Here is a 25,548-nt window from a genome sequence, read left to right on the forward strand (position 1 = left end):
AAAGAGTTCCGTTGGTCACGTTCAGCCATCATCCGTGCCAGCCTACAAAATCTCATTCACCATCTGCATCATCTCATCACCGCTGCTGACAGATTTCGCGCTGAGCTGGTAAGCCCTCTGGGTCATCAACAGCTGGGTCATTTCCTCCAGCAAATTGACATTGGAGCGTTCAAGACTTGAGGCTTTCACCGCGCCAAAAGCACCCGGCTGCTCCAGGTTGGTATAAAGCGCGCCTTCGTCAAGTGGCCTGAAGCTGCTCTCTCCCGCGCTTATCAGTCCCTGAGCGTGGTTTGACGCGTCATAGAGGATCAGCTGTCCCAAAGTTCTGGTTTTACCCGTCGACGGATCCATTTCCATCAGTTCACCAGTGCCTGACAGTGTCAACTGTTCAAGCTTCAAAGTCTCAGGCGTCAGTGAAGCCCCCGGCTTCAGCGCGAGCTCTGCAATTCTTCCAGACGCGTCCACCAGCCGTCCGTCCTCCTGTAAGCTGAAGCCACCCTGTCGCGTCAGGAACAGCTCTCCCGCTTCATCTCGCACACCAAAAAAACCGGTGCCTTCTATCGCGAAATCAAAAAAGTCAGGCGATGCTGTGAGCATCCCCTGTTTCAGATCTGTAAAATCCCGCAGGGCACGCACGCCGCCGCCACCCCTCAGCCGGTCTTCCGGGACCTCTGCCACCGCGACAGAATCTGACTGCATGGCCATACGCACCTCAGCGGAGAACGAGACTTGAGACCGCTTATAGCCGGCCGTCTCCACGTTCGCAAGATTGCCTGAGATCCTGTTCAGGCGGCTTTGCTGGGACAGCATGCCGCTTCTTCCTATTTCCAGCGTCTTATTCAAGCTGCGTATTCCCCTTTCTTCCTTCAAGCACAGTTCACGGTTCACGATTCACTTGGCATGCTGCATGCGGCGTGCTTCACGCCTTTAGCCACGCCTACACTTTTCCAATTTCGTTAACCGCCCGGTTCAAGGTTTCGTCCAGCGTGCTCAAAACCCTCTGCTGCGTCTGCAGCAGCCGCCCTGTCGACATCATGTCAATCATGGTTGACGTACTGTTGACATTTGAGCTTTCCATCATCCCCTGCCTCAAGCGCGTACCCTCCAGCTCAATAAGGCCGTCCGGCGCAATTCTGACATAGCCCCCGTCCAGAAGTTCAAGTCCGGCCCCAAGACCCGCCTCAGCGCCGCCTAAAGCACCATAAACCGGCAAATGTCCCAGCACCGTGCCATCCTCACCAAACAGTTCTCCGGAGGCGCTGAACGTCAAAGCTTCACCTGGCAAGGACCTGACAGCTTTAAGATCCCCCTCAGAGGCGCTGGCCATCAGTCGAAAGCCGGACGGATCCACCCACTCCCCTGCCTGATTTTGATGAAGCGCGCCATTTCTTGAATAAACAATCCCCTGAGGGGATTCAAAGGCTAAAAACCCCGGTCCCTCAAGGGCAAGATCCATGTCCCTGCCAGTCTCAACCAGCATTCCCTGTGTCCAGTCCGTCTCCGTGCCCGCGACGCGAACGCCCATGGGCATGCTGCCCAGAATCACCGCCCCTGCCCCATTTCCAGAGGCATGGTTGACAAACACCTCAGAAAAAGCCGCTTCGGACACCAGCGCCTGTGACTTATAACCCGCCGTCTCCACGTTGGCCAGGTTATTGGCGTGGGCTTCTTGCTTTTTTTGCTGAACCAGCATGCTCATGGATGTCTGATATACGGATCGAATCACGCCAAAGTCCCCCTATCTCATTAATACCGCGCCCAGGATCATGCCCAGTCCAAACGTCAGGACCGGAAGTCCGGGGATCAGCTTGATTTTCTTGATAAGTTCAGCAGTAATTGGACTTCCCCCTTATGCATGTTCATTTTTTTCGCAATGGCTTCCACCGCCGTACCACGCTCTGACAGCTTAACAATTTGGTCCAGCTGAGTCAGATATTGATCTGACACGGGCTTATCACGCTCTCTGCTGCCGCTGCCAGCGCCAGTCCCAGCTACACCGCCAGCCGCACCGTTTGCCCCACTGCCCACTGCCGCCATCACTGCGTCCAGCTTTTCTTCCATTCCCGCCATACGCCGTTCCAGACGCCTGAGCATAATGCTTTCCAGCGTCTCCGGCGTCTCGTTCCCGCAGACGTTCTCAACCGGCACCGCACCAGCACTATCAGCCGCTTTCCCCTGCGCCGCCATCCTCCAGGCGCCAAGGGCTGCAATACCTATCCCGCTGCCAAAAATCCACCAAAACATAGTCTACCTCCAACCGTCTAAAGCCGCTCTGAGAGCCATCAAAGCCCGCGTGTGCAGCTGCGAAACCCTCGGCACCGACACTTCCAAAACAGCCGCGATTTCTTTGAAAGCCAAGCCTTCGACATAGTAAAGCTGCAGGAGCAGCTGATCCCGTTCTTCCAGTGCAGTCAGCGCGGACTTCAGCGCTCCGCTGAGCGCCTCTTTCATGACGGCTTCTTCCGGGCCATCAGTATCCTCTGACACCAGCCGTTCCTGAAGGCTGGAGCTTGACGCGTCATCAAACAAAATTTCTTCCAGGGATGCCGATGGTAACGCCGCCATCGTCTGAAAAATCCCTCTCTGTTCTTTCTGCGTCATCTCAAGATGGTCAAACAGCTCATCATCAGTGACCGACCGCATGAGCTGCTGCTCCAGCGCCGCCTTCTCACGGTAAAAGAGGGACAGGGCCGCCAGCTTTTCTTTGGACAAATGGCCGGCTTTCCTAAGGGTATCCGTAATAGTGCCCCTGATCCGGATCCCGGCATAATAATCAAAAGGTACGCCCAACTGGGGCTGAAAGCGGTCAATGGCGTCCATAAGGCCAATAACGCCTACCTGAATCAAATCTTCCCGCTCAAAGGCCGTGCCTTTGTAATGCATTTTGCTCACCGTTCTATGTACAAGGGGCAGATGGCTTAAAATCAGCTGCTGTCGCTGTAAATCATTCATGGCTTCCAATTTTCTGCGCGCTCCCCTTTCCTCATAGTTCCAGCTTGCGATTCTGTCTGAGTCTTTCAAATACAAATCGGGCAATTTTATCTTCCAGCCGGACCGGCAGTGCTTCAAACTGAATGCCATAACAGTAGGCCTGTCCGCCTGGTGGTTCGCTTGCTGCATGATGCTTAACGGTCCCTGCAACATTTAGTGTCTCGTCACCCAAACGGAAGCTGAGTAAAATCGACTGTCCTTTCGTCAGTTTGGAAGATGTGACGAGCTTCAGGCCGCCGGCACTGAGGTCAGAGAGGTAGCCCTCGACCATCGGCAAGCCCTTGACGAAATCCTTGCTGCTGAGCCTGGACTGTTTCAAAACTTCTTGAAAGCGCACCGGAAGACTGACGACAATCCGCACATTCTGCCTGCGCTGAAGCTCGCCGAGAAGGCCAAGAACCTCGAGGCTGTACAGAGGCACTTCATCCGAAAAGCACCGGCCCACCGCCACCCGCAGGGCGTAGATGCGTTCCCCCCCATAAATCAGCACCTCCTGTGGCACTGCAACCTCCAGCAAACGCTCTTTGCCGTTTTGAACCGGCACACTGACGCGAAATCTCACCGGTTCAACTGACAGGCTTTCTACATCAAAGCCTTCAGCATCAAGGCCGCAAAGATCCTGAACCATGCTGCTGGCGACCGAGTGATCCGGCAGTATGAATTCAACCTTCTGATTGAGTTTAAGCCTAAGTTTCCTTTTTCCTTTCAACGCGCCCACCTTCTCAATTCCCAAAAATTCTGACAAACCGGTGGACTACGTCGCTCAGGCTTCCATAGGATGCCGGCGCCGAGCCGCTCGTCATCCGCTCGCCAATATCACGGAGGTTCCGGGCTGCAAAAGCATTGGGGTAAGCCAGCATGACAGGCACCTGCTGATTGACAGCCGCCCTCACCTTCGCATCCGAAACGACGTAGCCCAGAAGCTCCAGCTCAATGTTCAGAAAAGCCCCTATGACTTTGTTCAGATGGTCATAGGTCTCCTGGGCTTCCCTGCGTCCACTGACCTGATTGACGATCAACTGGATCCGCGGCTTGATTTCATGGACCGCAAGGATCTTGACGAGACTGTAAGCGTCCACCATGGCTGTTGGCTCAGGGACAGTCACCAGCAGCACCTCATTGGCCACCGAGATAAAAGACAGCAATTTGGCGTCAATGCCGGCGCCAGCGTCTATAAAGACGTAGTCGTAGCGTCCGGAGCCAATTAAAAGGCTGACAAATTCCTTGAGCTCGTCTTCCCCGTGAGCCCCAAGACCCATAAATCCGCTGCCCCCCGGCAATATTTCCAGACCCGGCCGGTAGGTCACGAGAATCTCCTCGAGCCGCCTTCGATCATCAAAATAGTCCATCATAGTATTTCTGCTGATGACCCCAGCTAAAATATCCAAATTGGCCATACCAAGATCCCCATCAATCAGCAGCACCCGTTTACCGGTCTGGTGGAGGGCAATCCCCAAATTCAGGGTAATATTGGACTTTCCAACGCCGCCCTTGCCGCTGACCACCGCGTACACGCACACTCTCGGCGCCTGCTTCATCAGTCTCTCCTTGAGCTCATGGGCCTGATCCTTCATACATAATCACGCTCCTCATGGAGGTAGGACAGGATGGCACCCGCACTGGCCCGCAGCAGATCATCCGGGACATTTTGGCCTGTGGTGACATAGGCAAGAGGTTCTTCAAGGCGCCGGACATAGGAGAACAGCCTGGACTGGCTGTCCATTTCGTCCAGCTTTGTCAGGATGGTCCGGTCAATGCCTAAAGCCCGGTAGGCCTCCAGGGTCTTTTCAAAGATTTCAAGCTCCAGGGTCGCTGGCAGAACCACCACCTTGCAGAGGTCTTCAATTTCATTCAAATAGCGCCGGATATCCTCAATCTGCGCCTGGTTCCGGTAGCTTGTGCCCAAGGTGTCGATCAGAACCAAATCGCAGCTCTTTTTGAGCTTTTGGTAAGCCGGCTTCATTTCCGCTGGGGTCATGACCGTCATCATGGGCAGATCCATAATGTCCGCGTATTTCTTCAGCTGCTCCACCGCGCCAATCCTGTAAGTATCCATAGTGATCAGACCAACGCGTCTCAGCTCGTTCAGCTTGGCCTGGGCCGCAATTTTTGCTATGGTCGTCGTCTTGCCTACGCCCGTGGATCCTAAAAACGCGACTGCGGTGCACGCCGTCAGACCGGAATAATCAATAGTCTCCAAGATTTCCCGGATGAAGTGGTTAACCATCAGTTCCTTCAGCTTGGAATCCGTCATTTGGTCCAATCGGTTGACGACGCAGTAGCGCCTGTAATGCTCTATGGTTTCGAGTTCTTTGACCAGACCGGCGTCCATTCCCGGATCTGTCCCTGCACCCATTCCAGCTTCCCGCTGCAGCGCGAGCTTTTGAGGCAGAACACTTTCCTGGCCGCCACCTGTCATGCTTTGCACTTCTTTCAGCGACATTTGATCCTGCTTCTGTCCCTGACGCTGAAGCAGCTGCCGCCTCTGCGCTTCTCGCTGTGGGGGTCTGTTTTCCACCGCCATGGTCACTTCCAGTCGCTTGGGGACAAAAAAGCCTTTGATGCCCCTTTGCCTGACCAGCTTCTGCGTCAGAAGAATGGCGTCCTCCCCAAGGGAGGCCTTGCCTTTCTCAAAAGCTTCCGCCATATCCTGTACAATGTATTTTTCAATAATCATGCTGATCCACCATCCCTACGGCCACTAATTCCACTCTGTGATGAATCTCACCCAGAGACAGGACAGGCACCTTTGGCAGGCTGCCTGAGATAAGATTTTTAAGCGCTGCGCGAATTCTTGGCGATGTTAAAATGACCACCTGATCCGCAGACAGACTCCCCAGCTCCAGCTGTGCCTGAAGATCCCCTATGAGCTGATTTGAAACCTCAGGGGCCAGGGCTGGAAAAGAGCCTTGTAGCGATTTTTGGATATGGCTGTGAATCAGATCCTCCAGACGTTGACTCAGGGTGATCACATGCAGTTTGCCGTCAGAGGCCAGCCATTTTCCAACGATGGCCCGGCTTTGCCCGTGGCGCACATATTCTGTCAAAACCTCGGTGTCCTTGGTCATAGAGCCGTAGTCCGCCAAAGTTTCGAGCACCGTTCCAAGGTCGTTGATCGCCACGCCTTCTCTGAGCAGACTTTGAAGGACCTTTTGCACCTCCCCCAGGGTCATGACTGCCGGAATCAGCTCATCAATGACGACGCTGTACTGCTCCCTGACCTCTTCCAGCAGCTTTTGGACTTCCTGACGGCCTATGAGCTCGTCGGCATGGGTCATGACCGTTTCTTTCAAATGCGTGACCATCACCGTAGTGGGATCCACGACGGTGTAGCCGTGGAGCTCGGCGCTGGTCTTCTCAGAGGCTTCAATCCACAGAGCTTTGATGCCAAAGGTAGGCTCCACCGTCTCAATGCCATCCACCATAAACGTGCCATTCCCTGGATCCATCACCATAAAGCGATTGGGGTAGATCTCCCCTTCGGCAATGACACTTCCTCTGAGGAGGATCTGATAGGCACTTGAATGCAGCATCAAGTTATCCCGGATGCGTATAGGCGCCACCACAAAGCCCATTTCCGCCGCGCACTGCCTGCGCACCATCAGTATGCGTTCAAGGAGGTCGCCGCCCTCAGTCGTGGTATCCACCAGAGGCAGCAGGCCATAGCCTATTTCAATGGCCAGCAGGTCTTTTTGCTTCGCTGTCACCTGCGTATCCATAGCCGGCTGTGACGGGGTCTGTGAAGCTGCCGCCGCCTCTGAGGCCAGTGCTGCCGCAGTCCCATCGTCACTTTTCATCAGCTGCCAGCCTGTGAGCGCGCTGAGACCTGCCATGATAAAAAACGGCAATGTTGGAAACGCAGGGACCAAGCCAAAGGCAAACAGGACTGCCGCTGCCACCAGCAGGACTTTGGACTTCGAAAAGAGCTGACGGCCGAGGTCGTCACCCAGCCCGTCTATGCTGGCAGACCGGGTGACCAGGATGCCCGCCGCCACGGACACCAGCACTGCCGGTACCTGAGAGACGAGACCGTCCCCTATGGTCAGCCGCCCGAAACGGTCTATGGCTTCTCCAAAGGGCAGTCCCTTCTGTCCGACAAAGATCGCCACACCACCCACCAAATTGATCAGCGTGATAATGATGCCGGCCATGGCGTCCCCTTTGACAAACTTGGAAGAACCGTCCATAGCCCCGTAAAAGTCCGCTTCTCTCTGGAGGTTGAGCCGCCGTTTTCTGGCTTCCTCTTCCTGGATCATGCCGGCGTTCAGGTCCGCGTCAATGGCCATCTGATTGCCTGGCATAGCATCCAGGGTAAACCTGGCGCCTACTTCCGCGACTCGGGTAGCACCGCTGGTGATGACCACCAGCTGGATGATGATGATAATGACAAAGACCACCGCGCCCACAATATAGCTGTCACCGGTGACAAAGCCCGCGAAGGCCTGTATGACCTGTCCCGCGTCACCTTGACCCAGGATCAGCTTGGTGCTTGAGAGGTTGAGGCCAAGCCTGAACAGCGTCAGTAAGAGCAGCAGGGTGGGAAACGCTGAAAACTCCAGAACATCTTTCGTAAATAGGGTCAGCAGAAGCACGGTTACGGAAAGTGAAATGTTGATGACCAGCAGAAAGTCCAGCACCCCCGGCGGTACCGGGAGCAGAATGATACTGATGATCCCCACGACGGCAAAGGCCAGCAGCACATCCATGTGCCGTCCAAGTCGTCCGCCCAGGCGCTGCGTCAATGCTTCCATAGTCTCTCACCTCACTTGCGTTTATTTTTATCTCTGTCGCTATCCTTGTAGACCATGGCCAGGATCTCCGCCATTGCCTGATAAAGCACCGCGGGTACCTCCTGACCTATGTCGATCTGCTTGTACATCTGCCGGGCCAGGGGTTTATTTTCAATCAGCGGGATGTCATGGCTTCGCGCGATTTCCTTGATCTTTTCCGCCACAAGATCCAGACCCTTGGCTATGACCACCGGCGCCTTGTCACGCGTTTCGTCGTAGCGGACGGCAATGGCAAAATGCGTTGGGTTCGTGATGATGACCGTCGCCTCCGGCACCTGCTGCATCATGCGCTGCTGGGCCAGCTGTTTTTGCTTTTGCCGTCTGAAGGACTTGAACAGCGGATCGCCCTCCATGGATTTATTTTCTTCCTTGGTTTCCTGTTTGGTCATTCTCATGGACTTTCGGAAGTCATAGCGCTGATAAATATAATCCGCAAGTCCCAGAATCAACATGAGAATGGCCACATTGACCAGAAGCTTTCCCAATAGGGACTGAAACAGCGCGAACAGCTTTCCCGTCTCCATGGCCGAGGCTCTGAGTATGGTTTTCAGCTGCCCCGTCAAGGTGCTCCACATAACCCAGCCTACCAACGCAAGCTTGGCCAGGTTCTTGATGAGTCCTACAAAGGTCTTTTGTGAAAACATATTTTTGAGGCCCTGTATGGGATTAAGCCGCTTAAAATCTGCCTTTAATGGCTCAAAGGTCATCAAAAGCCTGGACTGAAAAAGCCCTGTGGCAAGCCCCACCGCCATCATAGTCAGCGCGATGGGCGCTGCCATAAGCGCCCCTTCTGCCAAATAGGACTTCAGGAGCGTGCCCGCAGCGGGACCGACCAGGTCAGGGTGCAGGCGGAATTCAAAAGCATTTCTGAAGAGGGACAGGGACTGCCTGTAAAGCAGCGTCAGGAACACCATGAGCAGTATGGCCACCACACCAAGGGAAATGGCGGCGTTCAGGTCCTGACTTTTGACGATTTGCCCTTTCCTGCGGGCATCCTCAAGCTTTTTTTGGGTCGGGGCCTCGGTTTTGCTGTCTTTGTCCGCGGCCTCTGACATGAGCATCAGGTTTGGAAGCCCGGGATTGAAGCCACCGGTGAAAGCGGGCTGCCACGTGACCATCGGCAGCCTCACCTGGAAAGAGGGGGGACTATGAAACTGTTTAAGGCACCAAATCCAGTCGTACAAGGTCATGCTCCTTTAATCTGAGATAAGGACCGCCTGAACCAGAGCCTGTGCCTCAGTCCTTTATGAAATCCGCTGAATCCACAGCTCAAGATAAACGCTCATGTCGCCAATCACCTTGAACAAGCTGCTCATCAGCACCGGCAGCCCCATCATGGAAAACACGAGGCCAATCAGCGTCTTCAGGGGCATCCCCAGCATCAGGACGTTGAGGGACGGAATCGTCCGGGACACCAGGCCCATGACCAGGTCCGTCATCAGCAGCACCAGCAGGACCGGCACCGCGATCTGAAAGGCAATCGCGAAGAACACCGAGAACGTCTTCAAAAGCCAGCCTGTGCCGATGGTCACTGAAAACCCCACCCCCAGCGGCAACACTTCAAAGGATTTGTAAAAGGCCCCCAAAATAAGGTGATGGGCATCCGTCACGAAGATCAGCACCAGCGCTGTCATGGAATAAAGCCGCCCCATGATGGCCTGAGTGATGCCGGACATAGGATTGTAGACCGCGCTTATGGAAAAGCCAATCTGAAAGTCGACCAGCTGGCCGGCCATCAGAACGGCTGAATAGACAATTTGAACGACGAAGCCCATGGTCAGGCCCATGAGGATTTCTCTAAGGACGTACAGCAAATAAAGGTCATCCGTAAGAGGGGGCAGCACCACGCCTGTAAAGGAAAACGCGTAAATACTCAGACTCAGGATCACCGTCAGCAGCACTTTAAGCGCCATAGGAACGCCCCGGCTTGAAAAAAGCGGGGCCGCCGCCACAAAGCCGCCGGTCCTCAACAGGATCAGCAGCAGGATCTGGAGGTCCGGAAACAGCATCATTTGACCTCCGCGACAATAGCCAGGATCCACTGTGTAAAGCTGACGAGGGTGCTGAGCATGAAGCTCCCAAAGACGACGAGGCTTAAGAAGACCGCCGCCAGCTTTGGCACAAAGCTGAGGGTCTGCTCCTGGATTTGGGTGGTGGCCTGCAGGACGCTGATGACAAGGCCTACCACCAGGGAGACGGTGAGTACCGGCAGAGAGACCTTAAGGATGGTCATCAGCGCGGTGTTAAAAACGTCGAGTACAAGGGCTTCATTCATGGCCGCCTCCTATAGGAATCCTTCGACAATGGACGTCACCACCAGATGCCAGCCATCCACCATCACAAACAAAAGGAGCTTGAATGGCAGCGAGATCATCACCGGCGGGAGCATGAACATGCCCATGGACATCAGAATACTGGAGACGACCATATCGATCACAATAAATGGTATAAAGAGCAGAAATCCAATCTGGAAGGCAACTCTCAGCTCGCTGATGACAAAAGCCGGTGTGACGGTGGTCAGAGGCACGGCTTCAGGGGACTCGGGCTCAGCGCCGGATAGCCGAATGAAGAGCGCCAGATCCTTTTCCCTGGTATGCTCAAGCATAAAGCGCTTCAGGGGTGCCGCGGCGTTGTCAAGCGCCTCTGCTTGAGTGATTTCACCCGCAGTCAGGGGCTTCAGCGCCTGCTCGTTGATCTCCGTGTAGACGGGGGCCATGATGAAAAACGTCAGAAAGAGCGCCAGGCCTATGATGATCTGATTGGGTGGTGCCTGCTGGGTGCCCAGGGCGCTCCTGAGAAAGGAGAGCACCACGACAATGCGCGTGAACGCACTGGTGAGGATCAGAAAGGAGGGTGCAAGGCTGAGCAGGGTCAGCATCAGCATCAGACCCAGCACACCGGTTGGACCGCTGCCCCCCTCTATGCGAAGGGCATTTCCCAGATCCACTTCCAGGGAGGAGGCAAAGCCAGCTTGCAGCGAGGCGATTGATGCGAGGAGGACCAGGGCCGTCAGAGCCGGCCTTTTGAGCTTCAAAAGACGTCTCATGCACTGCGCCCCAGTTTGGCGGCAGCGGCTGTCAGGATCCCTTTAAACTTGTCTGAGTCCAGGGCCTTAAGCTCCGGGATCTTGACTTCTTCCGGGTCAAGGGTTCGGATCAGCGTCATGCTGTGCTCCGTACCCGCCATGAGGTGAAAAGCCTGACCTGCTTTCACTATGTATAGGAACTGGTTCTTGTGGAGTACTTTTTTTTCCAGGACTTCTATATTGCTGCCTTTCCCTGACCGCTCAGAAACGGAAGCGGTCATTCTCAGGCTCAGGTAGGCGAGCAGCACCACCACCGGCAGCGCCAGGATCAATTTGGCCACGCTGGCCCAAAACGTCAAATCCGACATGATTTATTCCCTCACATTACTTTTTCTTTTGTTGGGGCATTACTGAATCAGAAAGTCCGAAAAGTAGAGGCTGTACACTATATCCCGGCCAAAGATCAAATTGATCCGGTCCAGCAGGTCCAGACGCAGGACTTCCAATCTGTCAGCGCCCGCGAGGTCATTTTTCGACAGGCCTCTGAGATGCTGTATCACGATATCCCGGATCTGGGGCATGCTCTGCTCTATAACTTCCCTGTCCCCGCTGTCCATGTAGGACAGCACAATGGAGGTCTTGAGATAATGCATGGCTCTGTCATCCTTCAGATTGACCAGAAAGCTGTCCAGGGGTAAGGTCAGCTCGACCTGTGGCTTTTCAAGGAAGCTCTGAAGGCCAAAAGGCAGGGCGCCAGTGTTCCTGTAATAGACCCCCAGTGCAGCGGCGCCTGCGGCCAAAATAACGATCAGCAAAATGAGCATGAATTTTTGGAGCCAACTGAACCGCTTTTTTGTGGGTGCGGTGTCCATCGGCAGCTCCTGGGCTTTAAGTCGTGCCTCCATAAGTCTGGTTCCCTCCCGTCTCCTGTTCAAGAATAATCAGCAGATTGACTCTGCGGTTGAGCGCCCTGTTTTCCGGCGTGTCGTTGGGTGCCAGGGGCTGAAACTCAGCAAAGCCCGCGGCTTTCAGGCGCTGGGGCGCTATGCCCCGCTGCTGGATAAAATAGCGGGCCACCTGTACAGCCCGGTCCACGGACAGTTCCCAGTTCGTAGGATATTTGCTGGTACGGATAGGCTGATTGTCCGTATGGCCCTGAACCTCAATATCCTTGTCAATGGTGTCGAGCAGAAGGGACATGGTGTCGAGGAGGGTCTGACCCTCCGACTTGATGACTGCGCTGCCGGACTCAAAGAGGACCGCTTCGCTGATGTTGACCAGCACCCCCTTGGCACTGTAGGTCACCTCAATCTCCGCATTCAGCCCGTGGTCTTCAATGAAATTGACTATGGTCTTGTACATCTCAATGATTTCGGCGTTGAAGTCCGGCTGCGGGGCGGGATTGGGGATGGGCTGAGGGACAACCGGATCAAAGGGCATACTGTCAGCCCCTGAAGGCGTTTCGCTGAAGATCATGGTGGAGGGATTTCCCGAGAGCACAGATTGCAGTGAGGCGGCCGCCTGCCTGAACTTGGCCTCACTGACGGTGGAGATGGAGTAGAGGAGGATGAAAAAGGTCAGCAGCAAGGTCATGAGGTCTGAAAAGGTGACAATCCATCCCCCGGAACCTTTTGGGCTGTCTTCGGTGTTTTGTGTTCGCCGTCTGCCCATCCCAGCTACGCCGCCTCCGTCTGGAGCTTCATCTGGGCGTAGGCTTTTCGCTCTTTGGGATTGAGATAGGTCAATATGATTTCTTCAAGGACCCTTGGATTGGTGCCTGCCTGAATTTCAAGGACACCTACGACAATCATTTCCCTGCGGTAAATTTCTGTCCTCGTCTTGATTTTTAGATTGGTGGCAATTGGGATCAGCACCAGATTCGCGAAGAAAGCGCCGTAAAAGGTTGTAATAAGGGCTACGGCCATGCCTGAGCCTATGGCGGAGGCGTCCTCAAGCTTTGCCAGCATGACAATGAGGCCAATCAGGGTGCCAATCATGCCAAAGGCCGGCGCGAGCTCCCCCCAGGTTTGAAAGATATCCTGGGCGACCTTGTGGCGGTCCTGGGTGGTCTCGATTTCGATTTCCATAACATTTCGTATCACTTCAGGTTCCATCCCGTCGATCACCATTCGAACGCAGCGGACAATAAATTCATCTTCTATGTCCTCGAGCTGGTCTTCCAGGGCCAAAAGTCCATCCTTTCGCGCCCTTCTGGACAGCTCCGTAAAAAGCTCCACAAGGTTCAGGAGATTGGCTTCTGAGTCCTCCGTGATCTTTCTGAGCGCCGCCGGAATGGTTTTTAAATCCTCCAGGGGATAGCTGATCGACAGCGCGCAGAGTGAGCCGACCAGGGTAATGATCAGCGAGGAGAGACTCCAGAAGCTCATCAAATTACCGGACATGGCAATGGAGATCAGGACCAGGGTAAATCCCGCGAACATGGCGACCAGCGGAAACAGGTTTTTCTTCATGGCGCTTGCTCCCCTCTGATAACTCTGAATATGGCACCTATGGATTTTTGATAGTCCCGGATCTTCTCGACGACCACGTCTGGGGTTTCGCTGACGCGCAGCTTGTTGCCGTCTGTAAGCGTAATCATGGTGTCCGGAATCTGATCAATTCTATAGATGAGGATTTCATTCAAATAGAAGGCGTCCCCTTTCAGGGAGGTCAGCTGGATCATTAGGAATCACTACCTTTTCAGATTGAGGAGCTCCTGCAGCATTTCGTCAGACGTGGTGATGGTTCTTGAGTTCGCCTGATAGGAGCGGCTCGTGATGATCATTTCAGTAAATTCGTTTGCCAGGTCCACGTTGGACATTTCAAGATAGCCTTTTCGGATGATGCCGAACCCGTCGATCCCTGAGGTGCCAAAGGCTGCTTCGCCAGAGTTTTGGGACGCGGCGTAGGTGTTGCCGCCCATTTTCTCGAGGCCACCGGGATTGACGAATCTTGCGACGGCAACTTGTCCAATTTCAAGGTCTTCCCCCGCTTCGCTGTAGCGGGCTTTGATCTTGCCAGTACCGTCTATGGTAAAGGAGACGAGCTCGCCTTGCGGATCCAGTTTGTCAGGAATGATGATGGCGGAAAACTTCTCGGCATCCGCTATAGAGCTTAGACCACCGGTGTCATGGACAGCTTCTGCCGGATCCCCTTCCAGGGTAATACTGCTGATGCCCATGACGCTGAGCCCGCCGCCCATGGTCAAGGTTCCGTTGCTGTCTCTCTGGAACGATCCATCTCTGGTGTACTTGTACTCGAACGCGCCGTCTGGTTTTGGATTATCAGAGACTATGAAAAAACCGCTGCCTTCAAGGGCGAAGTCCAAGTCTCGTCCGGTAGGCTGGAGGGCTCCATTGCTCATAATGGTGGAGATTTTTCCCACGCTGACTCCAAGGCCCACCTGCTTGGCATTAATGCCGCCAAGACCGTCCTCAATAGGCGCCTGAGCCGTGCTCAGGGTTTCGCTGAGCAGGTCCTGAAACTGCGCGGCGCTGGATTTAAACGCGGTTGTACCAACGTTGGCTATGTTGTTGCCTATGACGTCCATTTTTGTCTGATAGCTTCTCATCCCGCTGACGCCGGAATACATGGATCTTAACATGGCTATGACCTCCTGTTTTTTGTGATCGCCGTAAATACGCTATTTGCTTTGGGCTTCGCCGCTTCCAACGCTGAGCAAAGCGGGATACATGTAAGTTTGACCGTCAACGACATAATTGATGCCTTTACTGCTGATTTCAACGCGGTCGACGATCCCCCTGACTTCACCTGCCTCCATGGTATCAAGGACAACTTCTTTGCCAATCACCTCCAGGGCGTTTTGCGCTGAATTGAGATTGTAGAGCGCGTTGATCTGGTCTGAGAGGTTTTCAAGCTTTTCAATCATGGCGAACTGGGACATTTGCGCAATGTATTCACTGTTGTCGCCGCCCGCCATGGGATCCTGATACTTGAGCTGTGCTGCGAGGATGTTGAAAAAGTCATTTTTGCCTACAAAGCTGTTGGATTCTGTGATGCCCTGGGACTTCAGCTGCGCGGAGGTGCCTGCTGCATTTTTGAAGATATTGAAGTTGCTGATTTCCATTAGATCCCTGCCTTTACTCATTTGACCTGCCATATGAATGGGGTGACATGGTTGCATCCGAACGCCATAGCTTGGCTTATGCCATGCCTTGACCTGGGTGGCTGAGGTTTTCCCATTGCTACAAAACAGGGTTTAAGCCAACAAATCGAGCCTCTTGTGTGCAGCCTGCTCAACAGAGGTCTGCGCACTATACGTCTGGTTCGTTTCTGCCTCTGTCACAGGATAAGCGCTTTGGCGCTCCTCGCTTCCCTGATCTGCATGATTCGAAAACCCGCTGTTTTCACCATGATAATGCATTTCAAACGTACCGGTGGAAATCTGTTTGCTGTCGAGTGTCGACAGAAACTGTGGAAGATGCTTTTGGAACAGCTCATGGGCGAGCTCTGTTTCAACGCTTATGGCCCCCGTCAAAACACCATTCTTTAAGCTCAATTCTATTTCCAGCGACCCAAGATGTTCAGGATTCAGCATAAGCCTCAGGGATTTCGTTTCCCCGGCCTTCATGAGCTGCGCTTGCTGAGCTATAAGCTCAGGAAATTCTGGTATGCGCGCTGTTCTTATAGGCGCTTGAGGTGCCACCTCATTTTCGCTTAGCGGACCTGACAGGTGGGACACAATGGCCGCAGCTTCAGTCTGGGAGGCCTTGATTTCGGAAGCAAAGTCTGTCTGAACCGTCTCTTTTGCTGCCAAACTATGAAGAAAGGGCTCTGCTTGGTGCTGCGCTTCGAACGCGGGCTGCGAATTCAGTGTCATTTCCCCAAGCTGAGTTCTTACTGGATCTGAAGCTACGCTGCTTAGACCTTTTCCATTTTGTACGGGTGTTTCCGTCTCCAGAGGCTTCTGCCCCTTCGCTTCCAAAGGCTTCAGACGGCTGGTTGCGTCTGCTATGGGGCTTGCTTCGAGGCTATGAGGTGCCGCTGCGTCATTTTGAAATTTCTTAAGAGTTTCAATTTCCAATTTGCTGTGGCCCGTGACTGATGATGGATTGGCTTTTTCAGCAAGCAGACTTTCTGCCTGGTAATTTTTTTCTGCTTCTTTCCCCGTTTTCATGGCCTGCAGAAAATCTGTGCCTGCAGTTTCTCCTTCAGATGTAAGCGTTCCAGCTTCGGAAGTACGTCCCAACATTAAGTCCGTGGCAGTCTGTGATCCAAGTGTCAGTGCGGAGGTTGTCGAGGGGATCGCTGCGGACATCTGTGCGGATCCAGGTATTTGTGCTGTCGTTGTCACACTGCCCTGAAAGTAACCTTCTTTTACCTGTCTATGTAATGCTGCTGCGCTCTGCTGAGCGGTCTTATCGCCTGAGCCCGCAATACCCAAAGCCCCCGCATGGATGACATCACTAAGGGCTGCACCGGAGCCTGAATTCCTGTCCTCCAGGGCGTCGCTTAAACCTGAATCGTTTTCCTGCGGATTTGCCAAGCACTGTTTAAGAACCCCTGAAAATATCATGGACTCTTGTCCGGTAGCTTCAATGGACTTATGCGCACTGGATTTCCACTGCTTTTCAGTTTGATGCGTAGTTGACCCGCGTGGTACGGCTGCTGTGTTCAAGGGCTGCCCCCCTCCTTGTCCTATAGTGACTGGCGCCGCCTGAAAAACTGATTGACCGCCATTTCATCCAGCAGCTGCTGCGCGAGCCTGTCCTGAGCTTTATTAAAGACCTTTTCCTCCCTGTCCTTGTGGTTTTCGAGGACTTGAACTTCACGCCTGGCTTCCAGCCAGCGCTGTTTGGTTTTTTCAAGCTCAGCTTTCGCCCGCTCCTCCAGCTTAACCTGCTGCCTGATGCGTTCTCTCAAATAGTCTGAGTGGGCAGCTGCCATTCTAATCGTTTCAAGTTGCATGACACCCTTCTGGTCTGACTTCTCAAGGTGACTTTCATAGCACTGCTGACGGGATTCACGTTCTGACCTGACCTGCTGCACTTGATCATTCGCCGCGGATAACGCCATTTGCAGCTTTTCATATTCCTCATTCTTATGGTTCAATACTTTTCCAAGGCTGTGCTGATACGCTTTCATACTTTAGTCTATGTCCCCCTTACCGCGGGTCATACCCGCTAGTGTGTCTGACATAATGCTTCAATTCTTGAGCGCGTTTCATTATAGCTGCTGATTTCATCGATTTCCTGCCTAAGGAACTCATCCAGGGACGGCTTCAGGGCAATGGCGCGGTCGACAATGGGACTGCTGCCCGTTTTATAAGCGCCAATTTGAATCAGATCCTCGGACTCCCTGTAAGCGCCCATTAGCTGTCTGAGGGAGGAAATCTGTCTGACTTGATGCTTTTCCAGGAGGTCGTTAAACAATCGGCTGACGCTTTGAGGGATGTCTATTGCCGGATAATGGCTCTGGGCCGCCAGCTCACGGCTGAGGACAATATGGCCGTCCAGGATGCCGCGAACGGCGTCTGCAATAGGCTCGTTCATGTCATCCCCCTCCACGAGGACCGTATAAAAGGCGGTGATGCTGCCAAGCGGTGCGGTACCACTGCGTTCGAGCAGTTTGGGCAAAAGCGCGAACACAGACGGCGTGTAGCCCTTGGTCGCCGGTGCTTCGCCCGCTGCCAGGGAAACCTCCCTCTGAGCCATGGCAAAACGTGTCACAGAGTCCATCATCAGCATGACCTTTTTCCCCTGGTCCCTGAAATACTCCGCGACAGCTGTCGCTAAAAACGCGCCTTTCAACCGAACCAAGGGTGGCTGGTCTGAGGTCGCGCAGATGACCACGGACTTTTTTAGACCCTCCGGCCCGAGATCTTTGTCCAGGAAGGCTTTCACCTCTCTGCCCCGCTCGCCAATCAAGGCTATGACGTTGATATCCGCGTCACTGTAACGGCTGATCATCCCAAGAAGTGTACTTTTACCAACGCCGCTGCCCGCGAAGACGCCCAAGCGCTGGCCCTGACCGCAGGTCAGAAAAGCGTCTATAGCCCTGACCCCCGTGTGCATGATTTCCTTGATGGGGGGACGCGTCAGCGGATTGGGCGGGCTTCTGTAAAGCTGCACTTCATGGTCGAAGCGACCCTCTGGCGCGGTTTCTGAGAGTGGATTCCCAAGACCGTCCAATATTTGCCCCAGCATCTCACTGCTGACCTTTACACTTAACGCCTTTCCAGTAGGTACGACCGGGCAGCCCGTCATAATCCCGTCCAGATCCCCAAGAGGCATCAAGATGACGCAGTCCCCCTGAAAGCCGACGACTTCCGCAGTAATTTCCCCGCCGGCAGGCAGTAGAATTTTACAGATTTCGCCGACGAAAGCATAAAGACTTTTTACGCGAACCGTCAGCCCAACCACTTGATCCACTTTGCCTGAATATCTGTAGGGGCTTGAGCTTTCGACAATTTCGTGCAGTCTGTCAAAGTGAATCATAGGTTGCTCAGCTCCTGCTGCCTGTAATAGACCCCAAGCATATCCCCCAGCAAGGCTTCAATGTGACGTCCCGGATCAAATTCCACCCTTCTGGAATCCGTTTCGCACTGAAGGATCCCACTGCTCAGAGCTGCGTCCTCCACCATCACCAGCCGGCTGTCCGGACACGCGTCCTGGAAGTAATCCCTCGCCCCTGACAAAGTTTGAAAATCCTGAGGGTTCATTCTGACAACGATTTTTGCTGAGAGCGAAAGCTCATGCAGCATTTCTTTAAGGGGGCCCATCATCTGCTCCGGTGTCATGTGAGACTTTATAAATACCGAGGCCACTTGAACCGAGAGTTTGAGCAGATGCCCTTCATAATCCCTGGTCAAGGCTTCCAGTTTATTCACGGCGGCGGCAAGCAGATCCCCCATCTGACGGTCTGCCAGGTCAAGGGCTTTGTTTTTTTCGATGGCTGCCTGCTCCAGGCCTCTTGAATAGCCTTCACTGTAGCCTGCCTCATAGCCTTCGCTCAGAGCCTGCTCTTTTGCAAGACATGCCTCATCTATAATTTTCCTGGCTTCCAGTCTCGCTCGCTCCAGGATCATAGCTTCTCTGAGTTTTAGCGCCTTGGCGCTCTCAGAAGCTGATGCCGCTACTGACTCCGTCTGTGGCTTGTCAGCAAATGTCTGACGCGTTTCTACGGCGACCCAGTCCATCCTGGCAACTTGGTTCTGCTTGATGATGTTAGAGTATGATTGCATCCTCCTCAGACCTCCCCAAGATAATTTCGCCTGCTTCCTCAAGGCGTCTTATATGACCAACTATGCGCTTTTGAGCATCTTCAACCGCGGAAAGTCTGACAGGCCCCAGAAACTCAATGTCATCCTTCAGCGTCTCAGCAGCACGCTTTGAAATATTGGTGAAAATCATGGCAGATACCTTCGCAGACGCGCCTTTCAGTGCCAGGGTAAGATCTTCCGTGCTGATCTCCCTGAGGACGCGCTGGATCGCCGCCCGGTCGAGGGCCACAATGTCTTCAAAGACAAAGAGGCTGGATCTGACCTGCTCTGCAAGATCCGGATTTTCCTGATCCAGATCATCCAAAATTTTCTTCTCAGTCCCGCGGTCTACAGCATTTAGGATTTCAACCAGGGACCTGACACCGCCTATGGCTTCCAGGGAATTGTCTATGACGCTTTCCAACTTGCTTTCGAGGACTTTTTCGATTCTCTGAACCACGGAAGGTGACGTGCTGTGTATGGTGGCAATGCGCTGCGCAACGTCACTTCTGACCTGCTCAGGCATCTCCGCGAGCACCTGGGCGGATTTGTCCGGCTGAAGATAGCAAAGCACCAACGCAATGGTTTGAGGGTGTTCATTCATGAGCAGCAGTGACAGCTGATGAGGCTCCGCTTTTCTCGCCAGGGCGAAGGGCTGCTCCGTCTGGGAAAGCAGGCTCAGCGTGTCAATGATGCTCTTAGCCTTTTGGGATCCCAAGGCTTTGTTCAGGAGGTTTCTGGCATAATCCAGTCCGCCGTCCAGGACATATTTCCTCGAAGTCACCAGCTCCATGAATTCCTGGGTCACCCGTTCGCTGACCGCCGGCTCCACGTAATCCAAATTGGCAATCTCAAGGCTTATTTTTTGGATCGTGCTTTCTGGCAAATAACGAATCACCGAGGAGGAAACGTCCTGTCCAAGACTCATCAGCAAAATTGCCGCTTTTTTTATACCATTCTGGCTATCTTTATAGACCTTTGCCAACGCTTCCACCTCTTGATTCTTTATACTTACAGCTCTATTGTTCTTTGATCCAGGCTCTTATTAAATCCGCGATTTCCTGAGGATGCTCAGAAGCGTATTTTTTTAGTGAAGAATCTTTTTTGTCAACCGTACCAAATAAGTCGTCGAGGGTTGGCTCCTGCGGTGCAGCGCCTTCATCCGTAACGTTCAGCAGGCTGCCTTTGCCCAGTACATTTGCCGGTCCACCTTCAAAGGCTGGTGTCATCACCGACTGCCCACCTTGTCGTGTTTTCCTCATAAGCATGGCCAGCAGCAGAACCCCTGCGGCAAGACCGAGTACCCACTTCACCAATGTCATGAGCAGCGCTTTATCCATCCCCATAATCTTGCCGGCAGCTTCCTCAAGACGCCTCGCTTCTTCAAGCTCCTCGGCGAGCGCAGTTTCGTAGCTGCGGTCAAAAGTCATGCCTTCAATGTTGATCTGATCTCCCCGCTGCGGGTCGATCCCCGCTGCCGCTGAAACCATGTCCTGAATGGAAGCCTTCATCTCAGGACTCAGCTTCCCGTCATAGACCACGGAGACGTTCAGCCGGCTAAGCACGCCCACGGCTTTTATCGATGCAATTTCCGTCCTGTCCACCTCATATTCCGTGTAGGCGTCATAAGTTTGAATAGCCCCGGTGTCGTCCTGCATGATCAGATTTTGCGTGTTGTTGTCAATGGGCCCTTCAGAAATAAAGGCTTTGATCCCTTCTCCACTGAAGCTTTCCTGCCGGTTTTTCACCACGGGGGCCTCCCCGTAGATCACTTTGCTGATCTGCTCCTGGTCAAAGTTGACCTCCGCGAGTACCGTGACGATGACTTTTTCACGCCCCAGCGCCTTTTCGAGAAGCTCCGTCAGATTGCCAGCTATTTTGGATTCTATGCGGTCAATGATCTCGCTTTGCTCCGCAGAGGCATTCAGCGCCCCGGCTTCCTCACCTTCTTGAAAGGGTGCGCTTAACAGATTCGCGTTTGTGTCCAGCACCGTGACATTTTCTTTTGGAAGGTTTTTTACAGCGCCGCTGACCAGGGACAAAATTCCCTCGACCTGTGGCACAGTCAAGCTTTTTCCGGGGGCGAGCTCAAGCACTACAGTTGCCGATGATTGCTCTACCTCCTTCTCAAACAAGGTGCTCTCCGCCAGATTTAAATGCACTCTTGCGTACTTGACCTCCTCCAGTGCCCGGATGGTTCTCTCAAGCTCGCCCTGAGTGGCGCGTTGAAACATGATCTTTCTATCCTGATCCGTCACCATCAGGCCCTGATTGTCAAAGAGCTCAAAGCCAATGGTATTGTCCGGGAGGCTGCCATTCATGGCCAGTTTGAGCCGGAGGTCACTGACGACTTCTTCATCCACAAGTATTGTGGCGCCGCCATCCTCAAGCTTATATTTCACCGTACCAAGACGATCCATTTCTTCAACAATAGCCGCCGCGCTGTTGAGCTCCAGCCCGCTGAAGAGAACGACATAGTTGACCTTGCCCAGAATCAGTACATAGAGGGCAAAAAACAAAACCAGAGTTATGGCGACACCCGCCATCAGTCGCCGGGAGGTAAGACTCATCTTATTCAGCTTTTCTATGGCCGTATTCCAGGCTGCTTTCAACTTTGACATTGTCGTTTCTCCTCTTTAGATCTGCATTGACATCATTTCTTTGTAGGCTTCGACGACTTTATTTCTGACCTGCATCGTCATCTCAAGCATCAGCTTGGCTTCCTGAGTCGCGATCAACACCTCGTGGAGCTCGACACTGCCGCCGCTGACCAGCTGCTGTGTCATCAAATCTGCTTTGCCTTGAGACTCAGCCACTTTTTCAAGCTGACTGCTCAGCATCTCCCCAAAGGATGGCGCACCAGCGGCTGCCTGAGTTTGCTGTGTGAGCTCGTTTAAGGGCATCAGTTGCGTCATAACGGGATTAAGTTTCAAATGGCTTCGCTCCTCACAAACTTAATTTTTAGCCAACTGTTATCTTCCAATTTCCAGTGTTTTCACCAGGATTGCTTTACTGGTGTTGAGCGCGGTCAAATTTGCCTCATAAGCCCGTCTTGAAACCATCATGTCGATCATTTCCGTCATGAGGTTGACATTGGGCATTTGTACGTAGCCATTTTCATCTGCATCCGGATGCTCCGGCCGGTAGACCAGTGGCGTCTCCTCTTCAGAATCCACCACCGCGACGGCTTTAATTCCGGCACTGACGCGCTGAGGCTGACCCTTCTTATCCAGTTCGGTTTTCAGCTGTTCCTGAAAAACCGCGATTTTTCTTATGTAAGGACCACCCTCTTCTGTCCTGGTGGTTTCGGCATTCGCTATGTTGGTTGATATTGTGTCCATTCGAAAACGCTCTGCGGTCAAACCGCTGGTGTGGATGTTAAGTGCGCTGAACATGCCCATAGTCAACGTCTCCCTTCGTGGATGACATAGCTCATAGTCTGATACTTCTGATTGAGCTGCTGAATCAAGCCTTGATATAAAATTTGATTGGCTGCCATCAGGCTCATCTCCTGATCCAGGTCGACATTGTTGCCGTCATTGTTCATCCGGCTGTCCTGGTCCTTAACCGTCCTTGGCTCAATCTGCTGAATTTTTTTAATGCTCTCGCTACGGTCAATAGCTTTTCCGGCACTTTCTATTGCTTTTTTCAGCTCACCTTCAAAAGACACACGGTTGGCTTTGTAATTTTTGGTATTGAGGTTGGCGAGATTGGAAGCTATGGCCTCCTGCCTCTTTTGGGTACCTTCAATAGCTTTGGTGAGCAGATGATACGTCATATCGTTTTGAATCAAAGTCTTCACCACCTTTACGGATTAAGAGTGTGAATAAAAATTAAGAAGTTGTCAGGTTTACATAAGTATATTTCTTTTTATTAACATATATGGTATTTTTTTCTTTTGTAGGGTACAGAAAAAACTTCCCTACTGGCACACGGCTGCCATATAGACAGTTTTGTCTACTTAGGCCCGTTCTTTTGCGTCCCAGGCTTTCGCCTGGTTTGCCTTTTTCTGAAAAGTTTTCGGGAAGGAATGCCAGTCTAACGCTGATTTTGAAGTATTTTCTGCTGAGTTTGGCCTATGCCGTGGCTGCGATCACTATGCAATCCGTGCGTTGGTTCAGACATTCGAGTTAGATTTTAAACATGATTAAACGCGTATAAACATTTATATTTTAAACCTTGAGAAAACACATAACATTGACATCATAGCACAGGAAAAGTAACAAATAAACAACAAAATTCAAAAAAAACCAAAAAATTCGACAGAATGATTACATTTGTCAAATAATGATTGAGAGATTTTATTTCTTGTTGATCAAGCCTTTGTGTCCAGACTCGAAAACACGTCTTCCCTGCCTGATAAGACGTGACCGGTAAAGGCTTTTGCTTTCCTGACGTCTCTCATGCTTTTACTCAGGCTTTCCATTGAGCTTTTGAGGGCGACTTGATAATCATTATGCTTTGCACTGATTTTTTCCAGCTGATCCCGAATATGATCCCTCAGATCCCGCAGGTCTGAACTGTCATTTATTTCCTCTGCATGCCAGGAAAATTTCACAGTATCGTCCAAAGTCTCCACTTGATCCTTCCACTTCTCAATAGTGACTGCAAGTTCAGGGTCCCCCGGTTCATATTCGGCGTAACTGTCTTTCCACGCTTCGAGAAGTCTGAGGCGAGCTGTCAGATAAGCCTGAATGCCTTCACGTCCCATTGTTTCACTCCCTTTTCTGCAGTTCTTCACTGCTGCAACTCACAGCTGATGCCAGCTTTCTCTGAGTTCTTCGAGATACTGCTGCACACCTGCAACCTGATCTTTATCTTTTTTGATGTTGGCTTGTACCAGGGACCAATGAAAGTACTCGTATAGCTTGTACAAATCCTGGGCAATGTCGCCGCCTGCTTCGAAATTCAGCGTCACCATTAATTCCTCAATGATCAGCTGCCCCTTGAGGATCTTCTGATGCGCCGTCTGGAGATCTTTGATCTCAAGCGCGCGCTGTGCGCTCATCAGATTTTGTATTGCACCGTCATAGAGCATAAGGATTAATTTTTTTTGTGGCGCCGTGCTGACTTGTGCCCCGCCATAAGCTTGGCTGGCCTGTCTGAGGGCTGCATTATAGGTGCTCATGCTTTTAACCTCCTTTTATTCCTGATTTTGCATGCCGCCCAGCTGCGCCGCCAGCCAGTTTGACTGGGTTTCAGCCTTTTGCATGGCGACATCCAGCTTTGAAAACATGTTAATATAATACGCTTCACGCTTTGTCATTTTATCTTCAAAATCAGTGATTCTTCGGTTCAAATCCTTGAGCGTTCGCTCGAGGCTTGAGCTTTTTACCTGGATCATACCGTTTGACTTATCTGTCAATCCCTCAATGAGACCTTCCAGCCGTCCTGACATGCCCGTCTGCAGTTCGTCTCCGGCAAGAAGCTTCTGCACCTCATTTGGAGTTTCTTTGAGTGCGGTTTTCAGCTTTTCAGCATCCAGCATCAAAGTTCCCTCTTTATCAATGGTCGTTATCCCTATTTCGGAGAGATTCTTAAAAATAGAAGCACTTTCGGGCAGATCTGATGTCAGCCCCTGTCTCAAGCTGTTTTGGAATCTGACGAGACTGCTTTCACCGTAAAGCTTGCCCTGACTTCCTGGCACCTCTCTTGTCCCTGCCGCTGTTTGCGCTTTCAAAAACGACATGGTGCTGTTATATTGATCCACGAATTCCTGAAAGGCTTTGATTGTTTTTTCTGAGTCCTCTGAGACAGTGATGACGACGGGTGCAGCTATATCCGTTTCTTGCTTCAACTGAAGACTCATCCCCAGGACGGCGTCGCTGACCGTATTGCTGTCCCTTGTCATTTCAATGCCATTGACTGAGAATATTGAGCCTTGTCCGAGGACTTCCTCCACAGTATTCAAACCAAGCGCTTCCAGCACAGCGGGCTGTTCGCTGCTTACGGTCATGGGATCAGCCCCATAGCTGCTGGATTTCAACACCATTCTTCCGTCCACCACCGTTGCTGTCACACCGGTGTTTGTGCTCTCCAAATTGATATTGCGGACAACCGTTCTCAAAGACTGTGATGCTTCTATTGTGATCTGGGCCGTTTTATCTCCAGCGCCAAGTGTCAAATTCCCAGTAAGGTTAAGTGCCGTATCAAAATCCGTTTGCGCCACTTTCGATCCAGTCATTTTTGTCTGAGTCGCCAGTTGCTTCACCAGTACCTCGTACTGCCCTGAAACTGCGTCTCTGGTTCCGCTGGCACTGACGATTGCCTCTTCTGAGGACGCGGTTGTCTTTGAATAAAGCGTCTCCGTTTTGGACAAGGCTTTAATTTTATCCAGAAGGTTCTTGAGTCGTGTAGCTACATCCTTCCAGGCGCCCTGTCTGGCTTCAAGATCCGTCTTCTTTTCCGCGAAAGTTATGAGGGGCCGCTTTTCGACGGCCATAAGCTTGTCAATAACCCCCTGATCCATTCCGGAATAGGAGCCTATAAAATTTATGCCTGCCATAAGTCACCGCCTTAAG

General features: G+C 52.5%; 31 protein-coding genes and 1 riboswitch. All 31 genes read right to left on the minus strand.

Annotated features, from left to right (window positions below):
- Window positions 1–42: 42 nt before the first annotated feature.
- The 31 genes from BLP63_RS04625 to fliD all read right to left on the minus strand — a co-directional run bounded on the left by BLP63_RS04625 (window position 43) and on the right by fliD (window position 25,532).
- Complete coding sequence (locus tag BLP63_RS04625; protein ID WP_092589720.1) at window positions 43–843, minus strand: flagellar hook-basal body protein; 801 nt, start codon at window positions 841–843, stop codon at window positions 43–45.
- A gap of 94 nt (window positions 844–937) precedes the next feature.
- Complete coding sequence (locus BLP63_RS04630) at window positions 938–1,726, minus strand: flagellar hook-basal body protein (RefSeq protein ID WP_092589721.1); 789 nt, start codon at window positions 1,724–1,726, stop codon at window positions 938–940.
- A 77-nt stretch (window positions 1,727–1,803) separates the two neighbouring features.
- Window positions 1,804–2,244, minus strand: a complete 441-nt coding sequence (locus BLP63_RS04635; RefSeq protein ID WP_092589722.1) for a hypothetical protein — start codon at window positions 2,242–2,244, stop codon at window positions 1,804–1,806.
- A 3-nt stretch (window positions 2,245–2,247) separates the two neighbouring features.
- Window positions 2,248–2,952 carry a sigma-70 family RNA polymerase sigma factor gene (locus tag BLP63_RS04640; RefSeq protein ID WP_242870800.1) on the minus strand — a complete coding sequence of 235 codons (705 nt, stop codon included), beginning with the start codon at window positions 2,950–2,952 and terminating at the stop codon, window positions 2,248–2,250.
- A 31-nt stretch (window positions 2,953–2,983) separates the two neighbouring features.
- A complete protein-coding gene (locus BLP63_RS04645) occupies window positions 2,984–3,700 on the minus strand; it encodes a flagellar brake protein (RefSeq protein WP_092589724.1) in 717 nt (238 codons plus the stop codon).
- Window positions 3,701–3,713: 13 nt separating this feature from the next.
- Window positions 3,714–4,565 carry a MinD/ParA family protein gene (locus tag BLP63_RS04650; protein WP_092589725.1) on the minus strand — a complete coding sequence of 284 codons (852 nt, stop codon included), beginning with the start codon at window positions 4,563–4,565 and terminating at the stop codon, window positions 3,714–3,716.
- Entirely contained in the window at window positions 4,562–5,668 is a 1,107-nt protein-coding gene (locus BLP63_RS04655; RefSeq protein ID WP_092589726.1) for a flagellar biosynthesis protein FlhF, read from the minus strand. Before BLP63_RS04655 ends, BLP63_RS04650 begins: the two co-directional genes overlap by 4 nt.
- Window positions 5,658–7,742, minus strand: a complete 2,085-nt coding sequence (gene flhA / locus BLP63_RS04660) for a flagellar biosynthesis protein FlhA (protein ID WP_092589727.1) — start codon at window positions 7,740–7,742, stop codon at window positions 5,658–5,660. The genes BLP63_RS04655 and flhA overlap by 11 nt, the downstream gene beginning before the upstream one ends.
- An 11-nt stretch (window positions 7,743–7,753) precedes the next feature.
- Window positions 7,754–8,899 carry a flagellar biosynthesis protein FlhB gene (flhB, locus tag BLP63_RS04665; RefSeq protein WP_170829290.1) on the minus strand — a complete coding sequence of 382 codons (1,146 nt, stop codon included), beginning with the start codon at window positions 8,897–8,899 and terminating at the stop codon, window positions 7,754–7,756.
- 126 nt (window positions 8,900–9,025) lie between these two features.
- Window positions 9,026–9,790 (minus strand): flagellar biosynthetic protein FliR, encoded by a 765-nt coding sequence (locus BLP63_RS04670; protein ID WP_170829291.1) that lies wholly within the window; start codon window positions 9,788–9,790, stop codon window positions 9,026–9,028.
- Window positions 9,790–10,056, minus strand: a complete 267-nt coding sequence (gene fliQ / locus BLP63_RS04675; protein WP_092589730.1) for a flagellar biosynthesis protein FliQ — start codon at window positions 10,054–10,056, stop codon at window positions 9,790–9,792. Before fliQ ends, BLP63_RS04670 begins: the two co-directional genes overlap by 1 nt.
- A 9-nt stretch (window positions 10,057–10,065) precedes the next feature.
- On the minus strand, window positions 10,066–10,827 hold the full coding sequence (fliP, locus tag BLP63_RS04680) for a flagellar type III secretion system pore protein FliP (protein WP_092589731.1): 762 nt from the start codon (window positions 10,825–10,827) through the stop codon (window positions 10,066–10,068).
- Entirely contained in the window at window positions 10,824–11,174 is a 351-nt protein-coding gene (locus BLP63_RS04685) for a flagellar biosynthetic protein FliO (protein WP_092589732.1), read from the minus strand. Before BLP63_RS04685 ends, fliP begins: the two co-directional genes overlap by 4 nt.
- 39 nt (window positions 11,175–11,213) lie before the next feature.
- Complete coding sequence (locus tag BLP63_RS04690) at window positions 11,214–11,711, minus strand: flagellar basal body-associated FliL family protein (protein ID WP_092589733.1); 498 nt, start codon at window positions 11,709–11,711, stop codon at window positions 11,214–11,216.
- Window positions 11,695–12,477 carry a flagellar motor protein MotB gene (locus BLP63_RS04695; RefSeq protein WP_092589734.1) on the minus strand — a complete coding sequence of 261 codons (783 nt, stop codon included), beginning with the start codon at window positions 12,475–12,477 and terminating at the stop codon, window positions 11,695–11,697. Before BLP63_RS04695 ends, BLP63_RS04690 begins: the two co-directional genes overlap by 17 nt.
- Window positions 12,478–12,482: 5 nt before the next feature.
- Entirely contained in the window at window positions 12,483–13,277 is a 795-nt protein-coding gene (locus tag BLP63_RS04700; RefSeq protein WP_092589735.1) for a motility protein A, read from the minus strand.
- Window positions 13,274–13,489: a flagellar FlbD family protein gene (locus BLP63_RS04705; protein WP_092589736.1), complete on the minus strand. Its 216-nt coding sequence runs from the start codon at window positions 13,487–13,489 to the stop codon at window positions 13,274–13,276. The genes BLP63_RS04700 and BLP63_RS04705 overlap by 4 nt, the downstream gene beginning before the upstream one ends.
- Window positions 13,490–13,498: 9 nt before the next feature.
- A complete protein-coding gene (locus BLP63_RS04710) occupies window positions 13,499–14,410 on the minus strand; it encodes a flagellar hook-basal body protein (protein ID WP_092589737.1) in 912 nt (303 codons plus the stop codon).
- Between the two features lie 39 nt (window positions 14,411–14,449).
- Window positions 14,450–14,893 (minus strand): flagellar hook capping FlgD N-terminal domain-containing protein, encoded by a 444-nt coding sequence (locus tag BLP63_RS04715; protein WP_170829292.1) that lies wholly within the window; start codon window positions 14,891–14,893, stop codon window positions 14,450–14,452.
- A gap of 132 nt (window positions 14,894–15,025) precedes the next feature.
- Window positions 15,026–16,444 carry a flagellar hook-length control protein FliK gene (locus BLP63_RS04720; RefSeq protein ID WP_092589739.1) on the minus strand — a complete coding sequence of 473 codons (1,419 nt, stop codon included), beginning with the start codon at window positions 16,442–16,444 and terminating at the stop codon, window positions 15,026–15,028.
- A 20-nt stretch (window positions 16,445–16,464) separates the two neighbouring features.
- Entirely contained in the window at window positions 16,465–16,911 is a 447-nt protein-coding gene (locus tag BLP63_RS04725) for a flagellar export protein FliJ (protein WP_092589740.1), read from the minus strand.
- 38 nt (window positions 16,912–16,949) lie between these two features.
- On the minus strand, window positions 16,950–18,263 hold the full coding sequence (locus tag BLP63_RS04730; RefSeq protein ID WP_092589741.1) for a FliI/YscN family ATPase: 1,314 nt from the start codon (window positions 18,261–18,263) through the stop codon (window positions 16,950–16,952).
- Complete coding sequence (locus BLP63_RS04735; protein ID WP_092589742.1) at window positions 18,260–19,009, minus strand: FliH/SctL family protein; 750 nt, start codon at window positions 19,007–19,009, stop codon at window positions 18,260–18,262. The genes BLP63_RS04730 and BLP63_RS04735 overlap by 4 nt, the downstream gene beginning before the upstream one ends.
- Window positions 18,993–20,012 (minus strand): flagellar motor switch protein FliG, encoded by a 1,020-nt coding sequence (fliG, locus tag BLP63_RS04740; RefSeq protein WP_242870793.1) that lies wholly within the window; start codon window positions 20,010–20,012, stop codon window positions 18,993–18,995. The genes BLP63_RS04735 and fliG overlap by 17 nt, the downstream gene beginning before the upstream one ends.
- Window positions 20,013–20,046: 34 nt before the next feature.
- Window positions 20,047–21,648: a flagellar basal-body MS-ring/collar protein FliF gene (fliF, locus tag BLP63_RS04745; protein WP_092589743.1), complete on the minus strand. Its 1,602-nt coding sequence runs from the start codon at window positions 21,646–21,648 to the stop codon at window positions 20,047–20,049.
- Between the two features lie 15 nt (window positions 21,649–21,663).
- A complete protein-coding gene (fliE, locus tag BLP63_RS04750) occupies window positions 21,664–21,960 on the minus strand; it encodes a flagellar hook-basal body complex protein FliE (protein WP_092589744.1) in 297 nt (98 codons plus the stop codon).
- Window positions 21,961–21,999: 39 nt separating this feature from the next.
- Window positions 22,000–22,428, minus strand: a complete 429-nt coding sequence (gene flgC, locus BLP63_RS04755) for a flagellar basal body rod protein FlgC (protein ID WP_092589745.1) — start codon at window positions 22,426–22,428, stop codon at window positions 22,000–22,002.
- Window positions 22,429–22,430: 2 nt separating this feature from the next.
- The gene (gene flgB, locus BLP63_RS04760) at window positions 22,431–22,820 is read right to left on the minus strand and encodes a flagellar basal body rod protein FlgB (protein ID WP_092589746.1); all 390 of its coding nucleotides are present in this window, start codon (window positions 22,818–22,820) and stop codon (window positions 22,431–22,433) included.
- 131 nt (window positions 22,821–22,951) lie between these two features.
- A riboswitch (cyclic di-GMP riboswitch) is annotated at window positions 22,952–23,041 on the minus strand.
- Window positions 23,042–23,342: 301 nt separating this feature from the next.
- Window positions 23,343–23,738 (minus strand): hypothetical protein, encoded by a 396-nt coding sequence (locus BLP63_RS04765; RefSeq protein ID WP_092589747.1) that lies wholly within the window; start codon window positions 23,736–23,738, stop codon window positions 23,343–23,345.
- A 39-nt stretch (window positions 23,739–23,777) separates the two neighbouring features.
- Window positions 23,778–24,155 (minus strand): flagellar export chaperone FliS, encoded by a 378-nt coding sequence (fliS, locus tag BLP63_RS04770; protein ID WP_092589748.1) that lies wholly within the window; start codon window positions 24,153–24,155, stop codon window positions 23,778–23,780.
- Window positions 24,156–24,170: 15 nt separating this feature from the next.
- Window positions 24,171–25,532, minus strand: coding sequence for a flagellar filament capping protein FliD (gene fliD / locus BLP63_RS04775; protein ID WP_092589749.1), 1,362 nt, complete (start codon window positions 25,530–25,532; stop codon window positions 24,171–24,173).
- Window positions 25,533–25,548 lie beyond the last annotated feature (16 nt).

The sequence above is a fragment of the Acidaminobacter hydrogenoformans DSM 2784 genome (assembly GCF_900103005.1).
GTDB classification, from domain to species: Bacteria; Bacillota; Clostridia; order Peptostreptococcales; family Acidaminobacteraceae; genus Acidaminobacter; species Acidaminobacter hydrogenoformans.